Genomic DNA, 19,629 nt, shown 5'->3' on the forward strand with positions numbered 1-19,629 from the left:
CGGACCCATTTGAGCCGCAGTCGCAAGGAGTTCACGCCTGTGATACCGAGATGGCCGGCGCCCGGCAGGCGCCGCACCCCGCACCGGAGGAGAGCAGCGGCCGTCGCCGTGGCCGCCCTCACGGCAGCGTTCCTCCAGCCCCTCGCGGCGCGGGCCGAGACCCCGCCGGCGCCCCCCTCGGACGCGAGGCTCGCCGCCGAGCCCGCCCGGCACGACGACACCCGCGAGCAGTTCTACTTCGTCATGCCGGATCGTTTCGCCAATGGCGACACGTCCAACGACCGGGGCGGCCTGACCGGTTCACGCCTGGCCACCGGCTACGACCCCACCGACAAGGGCTTCTACCAGGGCGGTGACCTCAAGGGCCTGACCGGGCGGCTCGACTACATCAAGGGCCTGGGCACCACGGCCATCTGGCTCGCCCCGGTCTTCAAGAACCAGCCCGTGCAGGGCACCGGCAGCAACGCCTCGGCCGGCTACCACGGTTACTGGATCACCGACTTCACCAAGGTCGACCCGCACTTCGGCACCAACAAGGACCTGGAAACCCTCATCGCCAAGGCACACGCCAAGGGCATGAAGGTCTTCTTCGACGTCATCACCAACCACACCGCCGACGTCGTCGACTACGAGGGCCAGTCCCACGACTACCTCTCCAAGGGCGCCTTCCCGTACCTGACCAAGGACGGCCGCCCCTTCGACGACGCCGACTACGCGGACGGCACCAAGAAGTTCCCCGCCGTCGGCACGAGCTCCTTCCCGCGCACGCCGACCGTCCCGGCCGCCGAGAAGGACCTCAAGGTCCCGTCGTGGCTCAACGACCCGACGATGTACCACAACCGCGGCGACTCGACCTACGCCGGTGAGAACGCGACCTACGGCGACTTCTCCGGCCTCGACGACCTGTGGACCGAGCGTCCCGAGGTCGTCAGGGGCATGGAGAAGATCTACCAGCGCTGGGTCAAGGACTTCGGCGTCGACGGCTTCCGGATCGACACGGTCAAGCACGTCGGCATGGAGTTCTGGACCCAGTGGGCGACGGCGCTGGACAGGTACGCCGCCGCGCAGGGCCGCAGGAACTTCTTCATGTTCGGCGAGGTCTACTCCGCCGACACCTCCGTGACCTCCCCGTACGTCACCCAGGGCCGCCTCGACGCCACACTCGACTTCCCCTTCCAGGACGCCGCCCGCTCCTACGCCTCCCAGGGCGGCAGCGCGAGGAAACTGGCGAGCGTCTTCGGCGCCGACTACAAGTACACGACGGACAAGGCCAACGCCTACGAGCAGGTCACCTTCCTCGGCAACCACGACATGGGCCGCATCGGCTACTTCCTGAAGCAGGACAACCCGAAGGCGACCGACGCCGAGCTGCTCGCCAAGGACCGGCTCGCCAACGAGCTGATGTTCCTCAGCCGCGGCAACCCGGTCGTCTACTACGGCGACGAGCAGGGCTTCACCGGCTCCGGCGGCGACAAGGACGCCCGCCAGACGATGTTCGCCTCCCGGGTCGCCGACTACCTCGACGACGACGAGATCGGCACCGACCGCACCCACGCGAGCGACTCCTACGACCCGGACGCACCGCTGTACCGGCAGATCGCCCGGCTGGCGAAGCTGCGCAAGGACAACCCGGCGCTGACCGACGGGGTCCAGACGGAGCGGTACGCGGCGGACGGGCCCGGCATCTACGCCTTCACCCGCACGGACGCCAGGTCCGGCGCCGAGTACGTCGTCGCCCTCAACAACGCCGGCGAGGCCAGGACGGCGACCTTCGCGACGGGCTCGGCCGGCATGACCTACCGGGGCGTCTACGGGACCACCGGCTCCGTGCGGTCCGACGCCGGCAACCAGGTCACCCTCACCGTCCCGGCCGGATCCACCCTCGTCCTCAGGGCGGCGGGCAGGCTCGCCCGGCCCGCCACCGAGCCGGCCATCACCCTCGCGGCACCCCCCGAGGGCGCCACCGGCACCGTGGGCCTCGGCGCCGACGTCACCGGCGGCGGGCTCAACCGGGTCGTCTTCGCCGCCCAGGTCGGCAACGCCCCCTGGAAGGTGCTCGGCTCCGCCGACCACGCCCCCTACAAGGTCACGCAGACCCTCGCCAAGAACGTCCCGGCCGGGACCACGCTGCGCTACAAGGCGGTCGTCGTCGACTCGGCGGGCCGGACGGCGAGCGCCCTGGCCACCTCCACCACCGGTACCCCGCCGGCCCCCGAGGTTCCCACGGCGAGCTCCCGCGACTACGCGATCGTCCACTACAGGCGCACCGACGGCGACTACGCGAACTGGGGCCTGTACGCCTGGGGCGACCTCGCCGACGGCGAGTCGACCACCTGGCCGAACAGCCACCCGTTCATCGGCCGGGACGCCTACGGAGCCTTCGCCTACGTCAAGCTGAAGCCCGGCGCCTCGAACGTCGGCTTCCTCGTCATCGACAAGGACGGCAACAAGGACGTCTCCGCCGACCGGACGATCGACGTCACCAGGGCGGGCGAGGTCTGGATCGAGCAGGGCAAGGAGGCCGTACAGACCCAGCGGCCCGGCTACCCGCCGCAGGACACCACCAAGGCGGTCGTCCACTACCACCGGGCCGACGGGAACTACGACGGCTGGGGCCTGCACGTGTGGACCGGGGCCGCCCACCCCACCGACTGGTCGAACCCCCTCGAGCCGGTGAAGACTGACAGCTATGGCGCGGTCTTCGAGGTACCGCTCAGCGACGGTGCCACCAGCCTCAGCTACATCGTCCACAAGGGCGACGAGAAGGACCTCCCGGCCGACCAGTCGCTGGACCTCAAGGCCGACGGCCATGAGGTGTGGCTGTTGAACGGCCAGGACAAGCACCTGCTGCCGCAGCCCACCGGCAGTGCGGCCGCCGTGGACCCGGCCACTTCCAAGGCGGTCTGGATCGACCGGAACACGGTCGCGTTCAACGGCGTCGACGGCGCCGCCTCCACCCAGCTGGTCTACTCCCACGACGGCTCGATCAGCGCCAAGGACGGGACGCTGACCAGCGACGACGAGCGCTGGCTGCGGCTGACGAAGACCACGCTCAGCGACGCCCAGAAGGCCAGGTTCCCGCACCTGAAGGACTACTCCGCCTGGTCCGTCGACCCCCGCGACCGGGCCCGGGTCCAGGAGGCGCTGCGCGGTCAGGTCGTCGCCTCCCAGCGGGCCGCGAACGGCGCGGTGCTGGCGGCGACCGGCGTTCAGCTCGCCGGCGTACTCGACGACCTCTACTCCGGCGCGACGAAGGCGCAGCTCGGTCCGGTGTTCCACGACGGCCGCCCCACGCTGTCCGTGTGGGCGCCGACGGCGCAGAGCGTCCGGCTCGAGCTCGGCGGCTCCACCGTCGGGATGCACCGTGACGACACCACCGGCGTCTGGTCCGTCACCGGCCCCGCCTCCTGGAAGAACAAGCCCTACCGCTATGTGGTGAAGGTCTGGGCGCCGACCGTCCGCGAGATCGTCACCAACAAGGTCACCGACCCCTACTCGCTGGCCCTGACCGCGAACTCCGAGCGCAGCCTGGTCGTCGACCTCGGCGACCGCTCGCTGGCGCCGAGCGGCTGGGCGAACCTGGCCAAGCCCAGGGCCGTACCGCTGCGGGACGCGCAGATCCAGGAGCTGCACGTCCGGGACTTCTCGGTCGCCGACAAGACCGTCCCGGCCAAGGACCAGGGCACCTACCTGGCCTTCACCGACAAGAACAGCGACGGCTCGAAGCATCTGCGGCAGCTGGCCAAGGCCGGCACGTCGTACGTCCACCTGCTGCCGGCCTTCGACATCGCCACCATCCCGGAGAAGAAGGCCGACCAGGCCACCACCGACTGCGACCTGGCCTCCTACCCGGCGGACTCCGACCAGCAGCAGGCGTGTGTGGCGAAGATCGCCGCCAAGGACGCCTACAACTGGGGCTACGACCCGTACCACTACACGGTCCCGGAGGGCTCCTACGCCACCGACCCGGACGGCACGGCCCGCACGGTCCAGTTCCGGCAGATGGTCAAGGCGCTCAACCAGGACGGCCTGCGGGTGGTCATGGACGTCGTCTACAACCACACGGCGGCCAGCGGGCAGGCGGACACGTCCGTGCTCGACCGGATCGTGCCGGGCTACTACCAGCGGCTTCTCGCGGACGGCTCGGTGGCCAACAGCACCTGCTGCTCCAACACCGCGCCCGAGAACGCCATGATGGGCAAGCTGGTGGTCGACTCGATCGTCACCTGGGCCAGGCAGTACAAGGTCGACGGCTTCCGTTTCGACCTCATGGGCCACCATCCGAAGGCCAACATCCTCGCCGTCCGCAAGGCGCTCGACGCGCTGACCCCGAAGAAGGACGGCGTCGACGGGAAGAAGATCATCCTCTACGGCGAGGGCTGGAACTTCGGCGAGGTCGCGAACGACGCCCGTTTCGTGCAGGCCACGCAGAAGAACATGGCCGGAACCGGCATCGCGACCTTCTCCGACCGGGCCCGTGACGCGGTGCGCGGCGGGGGCCCCTTCGACGCGGACCCGGGTGTCCAGGGCTTCGCGTCCGGGCTGTACACCGACCCCAACTCCTCCACCGCCAACGGCACCGAGGCCGAGCAGAAGGCCCGCCTGCTGCACTACCAGGACCTCATCAAGGTCGGCCTGAGCGGAAACCTCGCGAAGTTCCGCTTCACCGACACCGACGGCAAGGAGGTCACCGGTGCGGAGGTCGACTACGGTGGTGCGCCCGCCGGGTACGCGGACGCCCCCGGCGACGCCCTCGCCTACGTCGACGCGCACGACAACGAGTCCCTCTTCGACGCCCTCGCCTACAAGCTGCCGAAGGACACCCCGGCGGCCGACCGCGCCCGCATGCAGGTCCTGGCGATGGCGACGGCGGCCCTCTCGCAGGGGCCGAGCCTGTCCCAGGCCGGCTCCGACCTGCTGCGTTCGAAGTCGCTGGACCGCAACTCCTTCGACAGCGGCGACTGGTTCAACGCCATCCACTGGAACTGCGCGGACGGCAACGGCTTCGGGCGCGGGCTGCCGATGGCGGCCGGCAACCAGTCCAAGTGGCCCTACGCCAAGCCGCTGCTGAGCTCGGTCGGGGTGGGCTGCCCGCAGATCGACGCCGCCTCGGCCGCCTACCGGGACCTGCTCCGGATCCGTACGAGGGAGAAGGCCTTCTCCCTCGCCACCGCCGAGCAGGTGCAGTCGCAGCTCGCCTTCCCGCTCTCCGGCAAGGACGAGACACCGGGCGTGATCACCATGCGGCTCGGTGACCTGGTCGTGGTGTTCAACGCGACGCCCCAGCGGCAGGAGCAGCGCGTCCCGGCGCTCGCCGGAACGCACTACAGGCTGCACCCGGTGCAGGCGTCCGGTGCCGACCCGGTCGTGAAGAACTCGTCCTACGCGTCGGCCACGGGCACCTTCACGGTCCCGGCCCGCACGGTGGCGGTGTTCTCCCGGGGCGCCTGACGGCGCACCGCGACGGTGGGGCCGGGTCCGCAACAGGGCCCGGCCCCACCCCGTGCGGGCGGGAGACAGCGGGGGAAGACACCCGGGGAGAGGCACTCGGGAAGGGGCGGTACGGCGAACTAGGGTGAGCCCTGTCGTCGTAGAACAGGAGTGCCCATGCCGCAGATCACCGTCGACTACTCCGCCCGGCTCGCGGAGGACTTCGACCGTCCCGGATTCGCCAGGGCGCTCCATGCCGCCACCGCGGAGATCGCGGCAGCCAGGCTCCCGGCCTGCAACACGCAGTTCCGCCGCACCGAGGACACCGTGGTCGGCGCGGACGACGAGGGGCACGCCATCGTGCACGTCTTGATCGGCCTGCTGGCCGGGCGCACGCCGGAAGCGAAGGCACGGCTCGCCGAGACCGCGCTGGAACTGCTGCGCCAGCACCTGAAGCCCACCGGGGGACTGGCGCTGCACGCCTCGGCCGAGGTGCGCGACCTCGACCCGTCGTACCGGAAGTTCGACGCCTGAGTCGTCAGGACGACAGGGCGATCAGCCGGGCGACCAGGTCTCCGAAGGGGCCGTCGGCCGGCTCGTCCTTGAGCATGCGGCGCACCACCGCGGCCATCTCCTCGTCATAGGCGGCGCTGACGGCCGCGAGCGCGCCGAAGTCGTGCACCAACTGGTTCTCCAGCTCGGCGCGTGGGATGCGCCGACCGTCCAGCCAGATCAACGCGGTTGACTCCGCGAGCGAGATCCAGGAGCGGACGATCAGTTCCAGTCGGGCCGGCGGATTCTCGATGTCCAGATGCGAAAGCATTTGGTCATACGCAGCCTGGCGCACCGAGTTGATGAGGGCGTTGGTCGTCGAGGAGCCGACCGCCGGTCCGCCGCGCATCAGGGCCGAGAAACCGGGCCCGTGCTCGTCGACGAAGTCGAAGAACCGGTGCATCACACGCAGCAGCCGTGCCCCCAGGGGGCCGTCGTGCGGCTCGGCGAACCGGGCCGCGAGATCGTCCGAGGCGCGCTTCAACGCGGCCTCGTACAGGCTGAGTTTCCCGGGAAAGTAGTGGTAGACCAGCGGGCGCGAGATGCCCGCGGCCGACGCTATCTCGTCGATGGAGACATCGTCGGGCGAGCGGCGGCTGAACAGTTCGAGGGCAACGCCGATCAACTGCTGCCGCCGCTCGTCGACTCCCAGTCTGCGGCGAACCCCGATAGTCATACGAACACCTTACCGATCGAATCCAGCCTCGAATGGACCGGATCGGTCGCAGTGTTCACATGGCTCCGTCATATGCCGGCACGGACGTTCACTGCGCGGCCCTGGCCCACCGGGGCCGCGCAGTGGTCCGTCCGGATCAGGGGAGCTTGACCGCCAGGAGGTCGACCGGCCGGATGTCCGGTGCCTCGCTGAGCATGGTCGGGGCGGCCTCCATCAGCGCGGCGGCGATCCTGCCCTGCAGGTGCCCCTGGCGTCCCTCCTCGTCGTCGAAGGTGTCGAAGATGCCGAAGGTCGTGGCGCTCTGCCGGAACGCGAACCAGGTCACCGTGTGGTCCTCCTGCCGCGCCAGCTGCAGCGCGTCGCGCAGCAGGGCCTCCACCCTGTCGGCATACTCGGGCTTGGCCTCGATCCGCGCCAGCAGTCCGAGCTTCGTCATGGTGCACTCCCGTGGTGTGGTCTTGGTGAAGGTGCGGTGCCGGTACCGGGCACCGGATCTCGTCCGGACACCCGAGAATCTAGGCCGCTCCCACCACCTCCCCCAGTGTCGGAAACGGCGTGTCCAATATCGTTTCCGTCATGGACGTGGCGCTTGTGGCATACGACGGCGTTTTTGACTCCGGGCTCTCCGCCCTCCTCGACGTGCTGGAGGCGGCGAACGCCATGCGGCACGAGCTGCCCCAGCCCCCGCCGGCCTGGAAGGTCACCACGATCGGCTTTCGCCGGCGCGTCCGGACCGGCGCGGGCCACACGGTCGAGACCGCACCCGTCACCTCGGCCGAGCGCGCCGATCTGCTGCTGGTGCCCGCACTGGCCGAACGGCGGCCGGACGCCTTGATCGCGCATGTCTCGGGCCCCGAATCGGCGCCCGTACGGCGCCTGGTGGCCGCGGCCCGCGAGGCCCGCACACCCGTCGCCTCCGCCTGCACGGGCACCTTCCTGCTGGCCGAGTCGGGCATCCTCGACGGCCGCTGCGCCACGACGAGCTGGTGGCTCGCACCGCACTTCCGCAAGCGCTACCCCGCGGTGACGCTCGACGAGACCCGCATGGTCACCGCATCCGACGGAGTGACCACCGCGGGTGCGGCCTTCGGGCACGTGGACCTCGCCCTGGCGGTCGTCCGGATGCGCAGTCCGGCCCTGGCCGACCTCGTCGCCCGCTATCTGGTCGTCGACGAACGCCCCTCGCAGGCCGCCTACACCATCTCCGCGGCGCTCGCCCAGAGCGACCCGACGCTGGCCGCCTTCGAACGCTGGGCCCGGGTCCACCTGGACCAGCCGGTCTCGATCGCCGACGGGGCGCGGGCCGTCGGCGTCAGCGAACGCACGCTCCAGCGGGCCGTGCGCCGCACACTCGGCACCTCACCCGTGCGCTTCGTCCAGGACCTGCGCGTCGAGCGCGCCTCGCACCTGCTGCGCACCACGGACCTGCCCCTGGAGGTCATCGCCCGCAAAGTCGGCTACGAACACGCCAACACCCTCCGTATCCTCCTGCGCGAACGCACAGGAGAGACGGCGAGCGCCCTGCGCGGGCGCTGACCCGCGCACGGACCGCCGCTCCAGCGGCCCGGCGAGTGTCGGCAACGCTCGTGAACGACACCCCCTAGCGCAGGCCGCCCACCTGCCTGCCGTCGTCCAGCGTCCCGTTCAGACCCGCCCGGGTGCCCTGCCTGGACCGGACGGCGAGCATGTTGCCCTCCGCGGAGGCATGGACACCGCCCGTCGTGGCGATCGACGCGGTGTTCTCGCTGCCCGCCGCGAGCAGATACCAGGAACCGGCCTGCGACCTCCACAGCACACCGGCCAGCACGTGCGGGTCGCGGGCGCCGCAGGCCGGCACGTCCTCGGCCCTGGCCGCGACCGCCCCGTACTTCACGCCCGGTGAGTGGAACTGGGCCAGTACCTGGGTGCCGGTGCCGCGCCAGGTCTCGGCCCGGGTGCACACCCACGCCGCCGAGCCGCTTTCGTCGGGCAGCGGCTGCTCGGCGTACTGCCAGGCGTTCACCGACCGGACCCCCTGGGAGCGCACGGCGGCCAGCGAGCACCCGAACGGGGCCCAGGCGCGCAGCCCCTCCGTGCCGGACGCCTCGTGCGGCGCGGCGGGACGGCCCGTGGTGAGGCGGGCGGGCACCAGATCGCCGAGGTCGGTCAGCAGGTGCGTACCGGAGCCGTCGGTCAGCTGCAGCGCGGTCCACGCGGTGCAGTCGCCGGTCCGTACGACGGGGTTGGCCAGCGGAGCGGCGACGCCGTCGTGCAGAGGCAGGTCCGTCGTCCCCGAGGCGGGCTTCAGCAGGTTCCGCTCGGCCGCCTTCCTCACCCACGGAGCCGTCAGGTAGCGGACGTTGCCGTCGGAGCGGCCGAGGACCACGGCGGCGGCCTCGGGGCCGGTGGCGCCGTCGACCCGGGCGAGGTCGAGCGCCGCTCCCGCCGTGGAACCCTTCGGCTCGGCGTAGCGGGCGATGCGCAGTCCGTCGTAGAGGACCACCACGAGCCCGTTGTCGACCTCGCCCGCGTACAGCAGTTGCGGCGGTCCGGACGGTCCGCCGGTCGCAGTGCCGGGGGTGGCCGAGACCCGCACCTCCTCGCCGGGCCGGGCCCAGACGGCCAGCGCGCGGCGCAGCAGCGCCGTGTCGCCGGTGAGGCCGCCGCGCGCGGGCCACACGGAGAAGTCCAGGCGGGCGGAGGTCTGCCAGGCGGTGGGGGCGATCCTGACGAGCCGGCCCGGATCGAGCGCGGCCTCGGCGGACGCGTTCTGCGCGTAGACGGGGGCGGCCGCGCCGTCCGGGCCCCAGCCGCCGTCGGGCAGCGCGACGAGGGCTCCGCACACGGCGAGCGCCGCGACGGCGGCGAGCGCGCCCCTGGTGTGCTGCCTGCGCCGCACCAGATCGGTGGGGCGGGCCTGCAACGAGCAGGGGTCGAACTCGGGGGAGTCGAGCAGCGTGTACTGGTCGGGGAGCCGGTCGGCCTCGGCCAGCGCGGCGGCCGGATCGTCCACCCCCGCGGCCGTCAGCACCTCGCGCACGGCGCTGTCCGGGAGCTTTTCCAGGCCGCGCAGGACGTAGGCGGCCCGGGCCGGCGCGGACAGGGACGCCAGCCGCTGGTCCAGGGCCAGTTCGTCGGCGCCGCCGGAGCGCGGGAACAGGCGCAGGCCCCAGACCTGGGGGAGCAGCGGCGGCAGTTGGGCACGCTTGGGCCAGGCCCGGCGCCGGAGCGGCAGGGCCGCCTCCAGCGCCGCACGGACCACCTGGAGGCGGACGAAGACGTACCCCGGCTCGGTGTCGGGGCCGCTCGACTGGGCCGGGATCGCGGAGGCCGAGGAGCGCCTCGGGGGCAGGGCGCGCTGGGTGAGGGCGTGCGCGGTCAGGACGCGCCGGTTGCGGCCGAGGCCCGGTGGCAGCACCAGATAGGCGAGCCGGACGAGCCTCGGGTAGTGCTCGACGAGCGCGGCCTCGGCCTGCTCGACGTCGACGACCGGCTCGGAGGCGGACGAGGGGCGCGGGGCGACATCCTGTGACTGCACGTTCAGCAGAACGAGCGAATCGGTCGACGGTCACCGCCCTCCGGCTGACCTCGGTGAATCCCGCGGGTCTCGCCTTCCCGGTCAGGGTTCCGGTGTCACCAGCAGCCGGGCGTAGTTCGCCATGGACCGCTGGTACCGCGGCAGATGGGGGGCGAGAGCGCCGAGGACGAGGGACAGGCCCTCGCGGTCGCGGCCGAGGCTGGACAGGCACAGTGCGAGGCACGCCCGGACAGCGTCGTCCAACTCGTCCGAGGGCGCGTCCAGTTCGGGTTCGAGCAGCCGCACGCCCTCCTCGGGCCGGCCGATGTTCCGCAGCGAGCTGGACAGCTGGATCCTGGCCCGGCGGCCCCGGTAACCGCTCAGCCCACGCGCCAGCGCCTCCCGGTACAGCGGCACCGCACGGTCCGAGTGTCCGGTCGAGTCCCAGGCACAGGCCTGCTCGAACGGACCGAGCGGGCTGTCGTCCGGCAACTCGGCGACCAGCGTGTCGATCAGCGCCCGGAAGTCGGCCCCCTGTGCCTCGGGGTATTCGTCGAAGCGGGCCCAGACGGCGGCCACGCGATCCTCCCAGTCCTGGTTCACCGGCCCACTCTCGCACACGCGTTCCCGCAGGGCAGCGGATTTGAGTGCCGTGCGCGTCACAGCCGTATCGAAGAGCGGGGCCCTCGCCGGGGCTCTCTGCGGCATGCTGCTGCTCCATGCCGCCGGCCCAGGCGCGCCCCCGGAGGCGAACCGAGCCGCCAGAAGAAAGCGACCGGAGGAACAGATGAGGTTGACCCGACCGATGCTCGCGCTGGCCGGCGCCGCGGTGATGCTGGCCCTGGCGGGCTGCGGCTCCGGCGGTGACGCGGCCGCGAAGGTGCCGCCCACGGCGACCGGCAGCCTGGAGAGCCTGGCCGCCGAGGTGAAGTGCAAGCCGAACATCCAGACCGACGCGGACACCATCCGCCAGGCGATCTGCACCAACTCCGACGGCAAGTTCGTCCTCGCCACGTTCTCCACCGACCGCGGCCAGCGGGAGTGGATCAACGAGGCCAAGGACTACGGCGGGTTCTACCTCGTCGGCCGCAAGTGGGTCGCCGTCGGCGACAACGGCGTGGTCAAGGCGCTGCGCGGCACGCTCGGCGGAGACGTGGAGATCGGTGTCGACCACCACGCCCACGCCGGTCACGGCAGCTGAGCTCCGGCAGCCGGGACCCATTCGCGCTCACGCCGAAGCGCTCACGCCGAGCACACGCCGAAGCGCTCACGCCGAAGGCCGGTGGCGGGAGGTCCCGCCACCGGCCTTCGTCAGTGCGTCACCGGCTCAGTGCGTCATGCGCACCGCTGGCCGTTGTTGATGCAGTTGGCGATCTTGTTCGCCAGGCCGCCGGTCGTGACGCTGATGAAGTCGTCGTGGTCGGTGGCCGGTTTGTGGAGCTGCTCGGGGAAGCCGTCCACCGCGTAGGCGTTCTTCACCTGGCCGTTCTGGATGACCGGCTGCGGAACGTTGTACACCAGGCGCATCGTCAGCTGCGGGATCGCCTTGAAGCCGTTCTGGCAGTTGCCGTTGGCGTCGGCGAAGGCCACGTGCGTACGGTGGTTGGCGCTGTCGATGTTCTGGCCGTCCCAGCAGCTCTGGAAGGCGAACGTGCGGACCACGTTGCTGCCCTGCGGGCAGATCGGGTACTGCGTCGTCAGCTGGACCTTGTTCTCGAAGCCGGTGCAGCTCCAGTGCGCGTTGGCGTTCGCCAGACCGTTGGTGGTGGTCTTGGCGTCACCGGTGATGATGCGCAGGAACTGCGGCATCGCGACGACCTTGCTGGTCGGGCTGCCGACGTACTTGATCTGCGCCTGGACCGGCGTCAGGATCTTGCCGACGTTGCCTTCCTTGCCACCGCCGTCCGCGTTCTGGTCGAAGTCCTGCGTGCCGTCCTGGACCCGGACCACCGGCCAGTAGTACGCCGAGAGGTCGTTCTTGTTCTGGCAGCTGGTCCCGCCCTGCAGGAACGTGTTGTTGCTGGAGAACGCGTTGACCTTCTGGTTGCCGACGTAGTCGTGGAGGTGGTGCGCACCGTTGGTCACGCCGGGCGCCACGATGACGTTGTCGGTGTTGTGGTTCTTGTTCGCGTTCACGCCGCACCTGGTGGTGAACGTACCGGTGGAGGCGTTACCGCTCGTCTGCGGCTTGCCGGCGACGTTCGGCTGCACCTTGGTGATGTCGACGAAGTCCGCCGCCACCGGGCCGTTGCCGGCCTGGCCGCCGATGTTCTGCTGCTGGCCGCCGTTGTTCTGGCCGCCCTGCTGCTGACCGCCGTTGTTCTGCTGGCCGCCCTGCTGCTGGCCACCGTTGTTCTGCTGGCCGCCCTGCTGCTGGCCACCGTTGTTCTGCTGCTGGCCGCCGTTGTTCTGGCCGCCGGCGGTGGTCTGGTTGGCGGGGGTGCCGGTGCAGCCGGCGAGGGTGTCCAGGCTGCTGGGCGTGGTGCCGCCGACCCGGGTGATCTCCAGCTTGATCCGCTGCAGGATATTCTGCCGACGGTCCTTCAGGGGCTGCAGGATGGAGTTCTGGACGAAACTCGCGTCCCTGGTCTGCGCGTCCCGTGTGGTCGCCAGACGCTGGTAGGCGTCGGTGATCTGGCGGTCGAGATTGGCCAGTTCACCGGCGACCTCGGTCCGCGCCTGATTGGGCACGTTGGTCAGCTTCTGACCGACGTCCGGGCACGAGATCGTCGCCACCTGAGCGCCGGCGGACTTCGTCTGGTTGCCCCAGGCGTTGTTGTTCGACTCGTGCGCCGATGCGTAGTAGTTCGCCCAGATCAGCCCGCCCCCACCGAGCGCTAGGGCCGCCGATGCGGCTATGGCCTTGGTGGCCAGCGGCGTACGGCGTTTTCGTGTGTTGCGTCCCATGGAACTCCTCTGACTTCCTTGCGGGGCAGCATCGAGGCGCCCGACAGGAGTGAAGCGGCCCCCTTTGATACGGACGGGGCCCCAGAGGCGTTCAGCCGCCCCAGGAATTCCTCGCAGATTCGGGGAAGTATTCCCGCTCAACTGCCCGGCGAACACCATGAGTTGTGAGGAACTCACGAGAAGTCGCGGCCCACGGGGGATTGCGTGGGGATTCAGCGGTCCTGGTTCAGATGGGCGAGTACTGCCAGCACGCGCCGATTGTCGTCGTCCGAGACCTCCAGTCCCAGTTTGGTGAAGATGTTCGAGGTGTGCTCGGCGGGAGCGGCTGGTACGGGACGGGGATGCGGATGCCCGACCACCGCGCGGCCAGCAGCCGCCGGCGGCTCGCGTAGGCGCGCGCCGTGAGCAGGACCGACGGGGTGGTGAGGATGCCGAGGCCCAGCGGGATGAAGGCGATCGACAGGGCGGCCAGGACCGAGAGCGCGATCGACGCGACCCAGCCCGTCAGCGCCAGCGCCGGCCCCCGCGCGCCCGCGACCAGCGCCCCCCCCGTACCCGTGCCCCGTTCATGGCCCCCACCCCTCTCGGCTCGGGACCAGTCTGCCCGCCGCGCCCGCCCAGGTCAGGGGGAACATCACCCGGGCGCGGGGTGTACCTGGCACCACCCCCGGAGCGCCCCCGCTCAGAGTCCGAGCACCTTCGCCTCCACCGCCGGGTCCAGCCCCACCGCGGGACGGTCCGGGCGCCGCGTGGCCGTGCCCCCGATGCTCCGCAGCCACTGCCAGGTGTCGGCGACCGTCTCGGTGACGGGACGGCAGCACAGGCCCGTCGCGACGGCCCGGGAGACGTCCGCGGCGTGCAGGGCGTCGTGCATGTCGGTGCCCGGGGGCACCCACACCGGCAGCTGGGTCCACGGCTCGATGCCCGCGCCGAGGACGACGTCCGGGCCGGTCCAGCGCAGCTCGGCGTCCGAGCCGGTGGCCCGCACACAGGCGTCGAGCAACTCGCCCATGGTGGCGTGCCCCTGAGGGCTCATCAGGTTGTACGGCCCGCTCAGCTCCCGCTCCACCGCGCCGAGGATCCACTCGGCGAGGTCGCGGACGTCGACGTACTGCAACGGCAGCTCCCGCGGGCCGGGCGCGAGCACGGGTCCGCCCCGGGCGATCCGGCTCAGCCACCACGGCAGCCGGCCGATGTTCTCGTACGGCCCGAGGATCAGCCCGGAGCGCACCAGCAGTGAACGGTCCGGGCCGAACGAGCCGACCGCCGCCATTTCGCCGCCCCGCTTGTCACGGGGGTACTCGGTCCGGTCCGCATCGGCCGCGGCGCCCTGGACCAGGGGCGCCAGCTCGGTGTAGCCGGTCGGCGGGGCCCAGGCGTACACCGAGCAGCTCGACACGTACACGTACCGCCCGGCGCGGCCCCGCAGCAGCCGGGCCGCGTCCCGGACCGCGCGGGGCGCGGCCGACCACGTGTCGACGACCGCGTCCCACGCGCCGTCGGCCAGGGCGGCGAGGCCCTCGGGCGCAGTGCGGTCGCCGCGCAGCGACCGCGCCCCGGGGACCGGCGCGTGCCGCCCCCGGTTCAGGGCCGTCACATCCCAGCCGCGCCCGGTCGCCGCCTCGACGACGGCCCGACCCGCGAACTCCGTACCACCCAGCACCAGAAGTCTCATGCCGGTGACTGTGCCCGCAGGGCCCGCACGAGGGAACCGGAATCTGCCCTGGGCAGAGGGAACGGGGATCTGCCTTCGGCAGAGGGTCAGCGGCCGGTCGGCGGGGCGTACTTGTAGCCCACGCGCCGCACCGTCTGGATCGCCTTGCGGTGCTCGGCGCCCAGCTTGCGGCGCAGCCGGGCGATGTGCACGTCGACGGTGCGGCCGTCTCCCACGTGGCCGTAGCCCCAGACGGTGGTGACCAGCTGGTCGCGGGTGTGCACGCGGTGCGGGTGCGCCACCAGGTGCGCGAGCAGCTCGAACTCCAGGTAGGTGAGATCGAGTTCACGCCCGTCGACCTGGGCGGTGCGCTGCCCGGGATCGATGCGGACCAGCGGCTCGCCGCCGCCGAAGGAGGCGTCGTCCTGCGCGGCCGCCGGCTGGTCCGGCACCGCGACCGGCAGGAACGGCGGCTGCTGGTCGGCCGGGACGAGCACCAGGTAGCCGATCATGGGCGGTTGGCCCGGCAGGGTCGGCAGGGCGTGCTGCGGAGCGGGCAGCCAGGTGGCACCCGGCGGCAGGAAGTCCGCGACGCCGGCCACCTCGTCCCGGTCGACGGCGCGCAGCCGGTGCCGGGCGCCGTTCGCCGGGGTCGGGGCGGTGAGGGTGGCAGTGGAGAGGGAACGGGTGGTCGCCATGAGAGGTCAGCTCTTTCGCGCGAGAGGTTCGTCGGAAGGGTCGACGGCCGCCGAGTTCGTGGTCGGGGCGTCGAGGGACGTACGTCGTGTCGCGCTGGCCGAAGGCCGGGGTGTACGGCTTCAGAGGGCCCGCGCGTTCATCGCGCGGCAACACACCCGGTCGAAGTCGTGGTGCTGACGGGAGGGCCAGAAGGGCTCGAGGTCATGGCGACCCGTCGCGGTGCACTTCTGGTAGCCGGCCATGCGTCCATTGAAGCAGACACGGCCCGCGGCAGGAGCCTGCTCTCACTGCTCGGACGCTTCCCTGGTGCGAAGTTGACGTTGCGCACCTCACCCCACCAGGCGTTTGTGCCAGGTCAGGGACGTGACCTCGATCGCCTTGTCCGGGTTGCCGTCCCACATCGCGGACAGCCCGGCGCCGGTCAGGGCGGCCACGACCTCGTGACCGACGGTCGTCGTGGTCTCGGCCGAGCCGTCGAACCCGCCGTAGTAGAGGCTCAGTCCGTGCCCGTCGGCGGCCTGCTCGGTGACCTGCTGGCGGAAGAAGACGAAGCCGCGCGCGCCCTCCCGTTGGGCGAACGCGTCCGGGATGTCGGGTGTCCGCTGCGCGACCAGGAACCGGTCACCGGCGCTCCCGGTCCGCTCCACCAGCTCCCGCAGGCCGGGCACCGAAATGCGCGTGTGCGTCTGCCCGTTCTCCGTCTCGACCTTGACGGCCAGGACCTCGTCGATCTCCACGCCCCCACCATGACACGCCCCACCGACAGGGCGAGGGGGCGCCCACCACGAACGGTGGGCGCCCCCTCGGAGCGGCTGGGCGGGATCAGACCTGACCGGCCTTCTCCAGTGCGGAGCAGCAGGTGTCGACGAGCAGGCGCGTCACCACGTACGGGTCGACGTTGGCGTTCGGACGGCGGTCCTCGATGTAGCCCTTGCCGTCCTTCTCGACCTGCCACGGGATGCGGACCGAGGCGCCGCGGTCGGAGACGCCGTAGGAGTACTTGTCCCACGGGGCGGTCTCGTGCAGGCCGGTGAGGCGGTCGTCGATGCCGGCGCCGTAGTTCTTGACGTGGTCCAGCGGCTTGGAGCCCTCGCCGAGCGCCTCGCACGCGGTGATGATCGCCTCGTAGGTCTCGCGCATCGCCTTGGTGGAGAAGTTGGTGTGCGCGCCGGCGCCGTTCCAGTCGCCCTTGACCGGCTTGGGGTCGAGGGTGGCGGAGATGCCGAAGTCCTCGGCGGTGCGGTAGAGCAGCCAGCGGGCCACCCACAGCTGGTCGGAGACCTCGAGCGGGGACAGCGGGCCGACCTGGAACTCCCACTGGCCGGGCATGACCTCGGCGTTGATGCCGGAGATGCCCAGGCCCGCCTTCAGGCAGTTGTCCAGGTGGGTCTCGACGATCTCGCGGCCGAAGATCTCGTCGGCGCCGACGCCGCAGTAGTAGCCGCCCTGCGGGGCCGGGAAGCCGCCCTCGGGGAAGCCGAGCGGGCGGGCGCCGTCGAAGAAGGTGTACTCCTGCTCGATACCGAAGATCGGCTCCTGCGCGGCGAAGCGCTCGGCGACCTCGGCCAGCGCGGCGCGCGTGTTGGAGGAGTGCGGGGTGAAGTCGATGTCCAGCACCTCGCACAGGACGAGGATGTCGTCGCCGCCGCGGATCGGGTCCGGGCAGGAGAAGACCGGCTTCAGCACCCGGTCCGAGGAGTGGCCCTCGGCCTGGTTGGTGGAGGACCCGTCGAAGCCCCAGATCGGCAGCTCGGCAGCTTCGGCTGATTTCTGCGAGTCGGCGAGGATCTTCGTCTTCGAACGCAGCTTGGCCGTCGGCTCGGTGCCGTCGATCCAGATGTACTCAGCCTTGAAGCTCACGGGGCCACATCCTTCGGGGTGGGTCAGGCGCACTTGCGGGTGCTGCGGCGCTGCGGCACTGGGGCGCCGCGGTTGTCGCCCGGCAGCTTGTCAACAGGCGATTTCCCGGCCATTGCCCGAGTGTGAACCACGTGTTACCTCGCCCCGCACACGCCTGGCGCGGTTCGCCGCCCGTTCCTCCTGGGCCCGGGTGCTTGAATCCGGGTTCCGGACGGCGTACCTGCCCTGTCGCATGCGCCCCGATGCTGCTGCGGACCTCACCCCGCGCGCCCGGTGGGCGGCCGCCGGCTTCCCCTCCGCGAAGCCGGTGACCGCCCCGCGCCCGGCGCCCCCGAAGGCGCGGCGTCCGGACGTGCCGGTCCTGCTGCCACCGGGTGGCGGCCGGGTCGCGGCGCGGTCCCGCCGCGACCCGGCCGCCGTCTCAGCGGTGTTCCGCCGGGCCCGACGTCACCCCACCTTCTCGATGACCGCGTGGCGGATCAGGAACTTGCCCGGCTCCCGGACCTGTTCGAAGGCGGCGTTGTTGAGCAGCACGCAGCTACCGGAGACCGACGTGACCTTCACCGTCGTGGACTTGTTGTTGTCCAGGTTGGTGACCTTCAGCGTCGTACCCGCCGGGAACTGGCTGCTGGACGCTGCCGGGGCACCACCCTCGCCGGAGAGTGTGACGGTGGAGCCCTTGCACACCTGCTGGCCCGAGGCCGCAGCGCCACCGCCCGCGTTTCCCGCGCCGGCGGCCTGCGAGGGCTGCCCGGTCTGCTGGGCGCCACCGGCCTGCTGACCTGCCTGCTGGCCGTTCTGCTGTCCCGCCTGCTGACCTGCCTGCTGACCTGCCTGCTGTCCCGCCTGCTGGCCGTTCTGCGCTGCCTGGGAGTCCTGAGCCGACTCCCCAACGGTGCAGCCGGCCGCCTTCTGCTGGACCTTGATCTGGGCGATGACCGCTTCACGGTTGGCGATCCGGGCCGCCGACTGCGCGTCCGGCTTCGCCTTCTGACCGTCGATGAACTTCTGGTTGTTGCCCAGGGCCGTGGCCAGCCCCTGGCAGACGGTCGAGTCCGCGGCGGACAGGGTCCGGGCCTTCTGCGGCTGCGCGGCGTTGGACGTGGCCGCCATCGCGAAGGCACCGCCTCCCGCCACCGCCGCGGCGGTGACCAGCAGGGCGACCTTCTTCTTCGTACTGACAGTTCGCCTGCGCGACATGCGCGCCTCCTGAAGAGGTAGGGGAGCGTACGTCGCTAGGTACGAGATACCGAACGAGGTTACTCAGCGGTTACGGGATTCACTGAAGTAACCTGCGTCACAGCCAAGTTGGAGATCACTCAGCTACGGGAGAGGGCGTCCCGTACGGCCTCCTCCGTGCGGCCCACCACCGCCGTTCCGTCGTCTGCCGTGATGATCGGACGCTGGATCAGCTTCGGGCGCTCCGACAGGGCCCTGATCCAGCGGTCGCGCGCGCCGGCGTCCCGCGGCCACTCCTTCAGGCCGAGCTCCTTGGCGTCCGCCTCCTCGGTGCGGGTGATGTCCCACGGTTCGAGCCCGAGACGGGTGAGGACCTCGACGATCTCCTCCTCGGTCGGTACCTCCTCCAGGTAGCGGCGGACGGTGTAGTCGGCGCCCTCGGCGTCGAGCAGGCTGATGGCGCTGCGGCACTTCGAACAGGCCGGATTGATCCAGATCTCCATGCCGCCCACGGTAGTCGAAGGCATGCCCTCCGCCCGTGTCACCCCAGCCCCCTCCTCGTACTGACTCTGTTCGAATTACCGGCGCCTCCCGCGTATCACCCGAACCTGATGTGACGCAGCGCCCAATTCCCTTGTTCACCTGGGCCTTTGCGGGATTCCTCGGACTCCCGGATGTCAGTGCCGGGCAGTAGACTGGAAGCAGTGTTCGAGGGCGTGGCCGGGGCCGACGAAGTCCCCGGTGAGGTGCCCGGACCGCGACAGGAGGATGCCTGTGCCCGCTGCCGCACTGAAGCCGCTGCCGACCCAGTCCACCGCGAAACGACCCGTCCTGCTCGACCTGCCCTACGCACCCGTGGAGAAACGGCCGTTGCCGCCCGGGCGTCCACGTGAGTGGTACGTCACCCACAACCGACGCCTGAAGGCGATGCGCCTGGCCATCGCCCTGCTCGACTCCGGCGTGTACATGCCGGGCCAGGCCCGCAACGAGACGATACGGAGCACCGCCGAGCTCATCGGTGTGCACCCGCCCTCGGAGACGACGTGCCACATGGTGCGGGCGTTCATGCGGTACTCGCGCTGAGCCGCGGCGCCGGGCGCCCCGGCCGTACCCGATGCCGCCAGGACTCCCTTGAGGACCGTTCGCCGCCCGGCCATGTTCCGCCCACACTCTCTT

The 19,629-nt window shown here is 71.1% G+C and carries 17 protein-coding genes and 2 pseudogenes; 5 read left to right on the top strand and 14 right to left on the bottom strand.

What is annotated here, in order from left to right; translation table 11 throughout:
- The first annotated feature begins 39 nt into the window (after nt 1–39).
- Together pulA and AB0A61_RS26445 are read left to right on the top strand one after the other, a co-directional pair.
- Nucleotides 40–5,451, top strand: a complete 5,412-nt coding sequence (gene pulA / locus AB0A61_RS26440) for a pullulanase-type alpha-1,6-glucosidase (RefSeq protein WP_361297010.1) — start codon at nt 40–42, stop codon at nt 5,449–5,451.
- 156 nt (nt 5,452–5,607) lie between these two features.
- Entirely contained in the window at nt 5,608–5,964 is a 357-nt protein-coding gene (locus AB0A61_RS26445; RefSeq protein ID WP_361297013.1) for an isomerase, read from the top strand.
- Nucleotides 5,965–5,968: 4 nt separating this feature from the next.
- Here AB0A61_RS26445 and AB0A61_RS26450 read toward each other — a convergent pair whose 3' ends face one another.
- Nucleotides 5,969–6,658: a TetR/AcrR family transcriptional regulator gene (locus AB0A61_RS26450; protein ID WP_361297016.1), complete on the bottom strand. Its 690-nt coding sequence runs from the start codon at nt 6,656–6,658 to the stop codon at nt 5,969–5,971.
- 136 nt (nt 6,659–6,794) lie between these two features.
- Entirely contained in the window at nt 6,795–7,094 is a 300-nt protein-coding gene (locus tag AB0A61_RS26455) for an antibiotic biosynthesis monooxygenase (protein WP_361297019.1), read from the bottom strand.
- A gap of 140 nt (nt 7,095–7,234) precedes the next feature.
- Here AB0A61_RS26455 and AB0A61_RS26460 point away from each other — a divergent pair, with 140 nt between their 5' ends.
- Entirely contained in the window at nt 7,235–8,194 is a 960-nt protein-coding gene (locus AB0A61_RS26460; protein WP_361297022.1) for a helix-turn-helix domain-containing protein, read from the top strand.
- A 64-nt stretch (nt 8,195–8,258) separates the two neighbouring features.
- Here the strand turns inward: AB0A61_RS26460 and AB0A61_RS26465 are convergent, their stop codons facing one another.
- Together AB0A61_RS26465 and AB0A61_RS26470 are read right to left on the bottom strand one after the other, a co-directional pair.
- Nucleotides 8,259–10,175, bottom strand: coding sequence for a hypothetical protein (locus AB0A61_RS26465; protein ID WP_361297025.1), 1,917 nt, complete (start codon nt 10,173–10,175; stop codon nt 8,259–8,261).
- 81 nt (nt 10,176–10,256) lie between these two features.
- On the bottom strand, nt 10,257–10,775 hold the full coding sequence (locus AB0A61_RS26470; RefSeq protein WP_361297075.1) for a tetratricopeptide repeat protein: 519 nt from the start codon (nt 10,773–10,775) through the stop codon (nt 10,257–10,259).
- A 166-nt stretch (nt 10,776–10,941) separates the two neighbouring features.
- Here AB0A61_RS26470 and AB0A61_RS26475 point away from each other — a divergent pair, with 166 nt between their 5' ends.
- Nucleotides 10,942–11,355, top strand: coding sequence for a hypothetical protein (locus AB0A61_RS26475; RefSeq protein ID WP_361297028.1), 414 nt, complete (start codon nt 10,942–10,944; stop codon nt 11,353–11,355).
- 134 nt (nt 11,356–11,489) lie between these two features.
- Here the strand turns inward: AB0A61_RS26475 and AB0A61_RS26480 are convergent, their stop codons facing one another.
- The 10 genes and pseudogenes from AB0A61_RS26480 to AB0A61_RS26525 form a co-directional block, all read right to left on the bottom strand.
- A complete protein-coding gene (locus tag AB0A61_RS26480) occupies nt 11,490–13,061 on the bottom strand; it encodes a DUF1996 domain-containing protein (RefSeq protein WP_361297031.1) in 1,572 nt (523 codons plus the stop codon).
- 212 nt (nt 13,062–13,273) lie between these two features.
- Nucleotides 13,274–13,384: pseudogene (locus tag AB0A61_RS26485) on the bottom strand (DNA-binding response regulator); the annotation flags it as partial.
- Nucleotides 13,366–13,602, bottom strand: a pseudogene (locus tag AB0A61_RS26490) (sensor domain-containing protein); the annotation flags it as partial. The pseudogenes AB0A61_RS26485 and AB0A61_RS26490, both read right to left, overlap by 19 nt.
- Nucleotides 13,603–13,743: 141 nt before the next feature.
- Nucleotides 13,744–14,736 (bottom strand): NAD-dependent epimerase/dehydratase family protein, encoded by a 993-nt coding sequence (locus AB0A61_RS26495; protein ID WP_361297034.1) that lies wholly within the window; start codon nt 14,734–14,736, stop codon nt 13,744–13,746.
- A gap of 86 nt (nt 14,737–14,822) precedes the next feature.
- The gene (locus tag AB0A61_RS26500; protein WP_361297037.1) at nt 14,823–15,413 is read right to left on the bottom strand and encodes a winged helix-turn-helix domain-containing protein; all 591 of its coding nucleotides are present in this window, start codon (nt 15,411–15,413) and stop codon (nt 14,823–14,825) included.
- 120 nt (nt 15,414–15,533) lie between these two features.
- Entirely contained in the window at nt 15,534–15,656 is a 123-nt protein-coding gene (locus AB0A61_RS26505; protein WP_361297040.1) for a hypothetical protein, read from the bottom strand.
- A gap of 87 nt (nt 15,657–15,743) precedes the next feature.
- Entirely contained in the window at nt 15,744–16,151 is a 408-nt protein-coding gene (locus AB0A61_RS26510; protein ID WP_361297043.1) for a hypothetical protein, read from the bottom strand.
- An 85-nt stretch (nt 16,152–16,236) separates the two neighbouring features.
- On the bottom strand, nt 16,237–17,274 hold the full coding sequence (glnII, locus tag AB0A61_RS26515; protein WP_361297046.1) for a glutamine synthetase: 1,038 nt from the start codon (nt 17,272–17,274) through the stop codon (nt 16,237–16,239).
- Between the two features lie 447 nt (nt 17,275–17,721).
- Entirely contained in the window at nt 17,722–18,474 is a 753-nt protein-coding gene (locus AB0A61_RS26520; RefSeq protein WP_361297049.1) for a hypothetical protein, read from the bottom strand.
- Nucleotides 18,475–18,593: 119 nt separating this feature from the next.
- A complete protein-coding gene (locus AB0A61_RS26525; RefSeq protein WP_361297051.1) occupies nt 18,594–18,956 on the bottom strand; it encodes an ArsC/Spx/MgsR family protein in 363 nt (120 codons plus the stop codon).
- Between the two features lie 271 nt (nt 18,957–19,227).
- Between AB0A61_RS26525 and AB0A61_RS26530 the strand changes: the two genes are divergently transcribed.
- A complete protein-coding gene (locus tag AB0A61_RS26530) occupies nt 19,228–19,536 on the top strand; it encodes a hypothetical protein (protein WP_361297054.1) in 309 nt (102 codons plus the stop codon).
- Nucleotides 19,537–19,629: the final 93 nt, after the last annotated feature.

This window comes from Streptomyces sp. NPDC046197 (assembly GCF_040646295.1).
Taxonomy (GTDB): Bacteria; Actinomycetota; Actinomycetes; order Streptomycetales; family Streptomycetaceae; genus Streptomyces.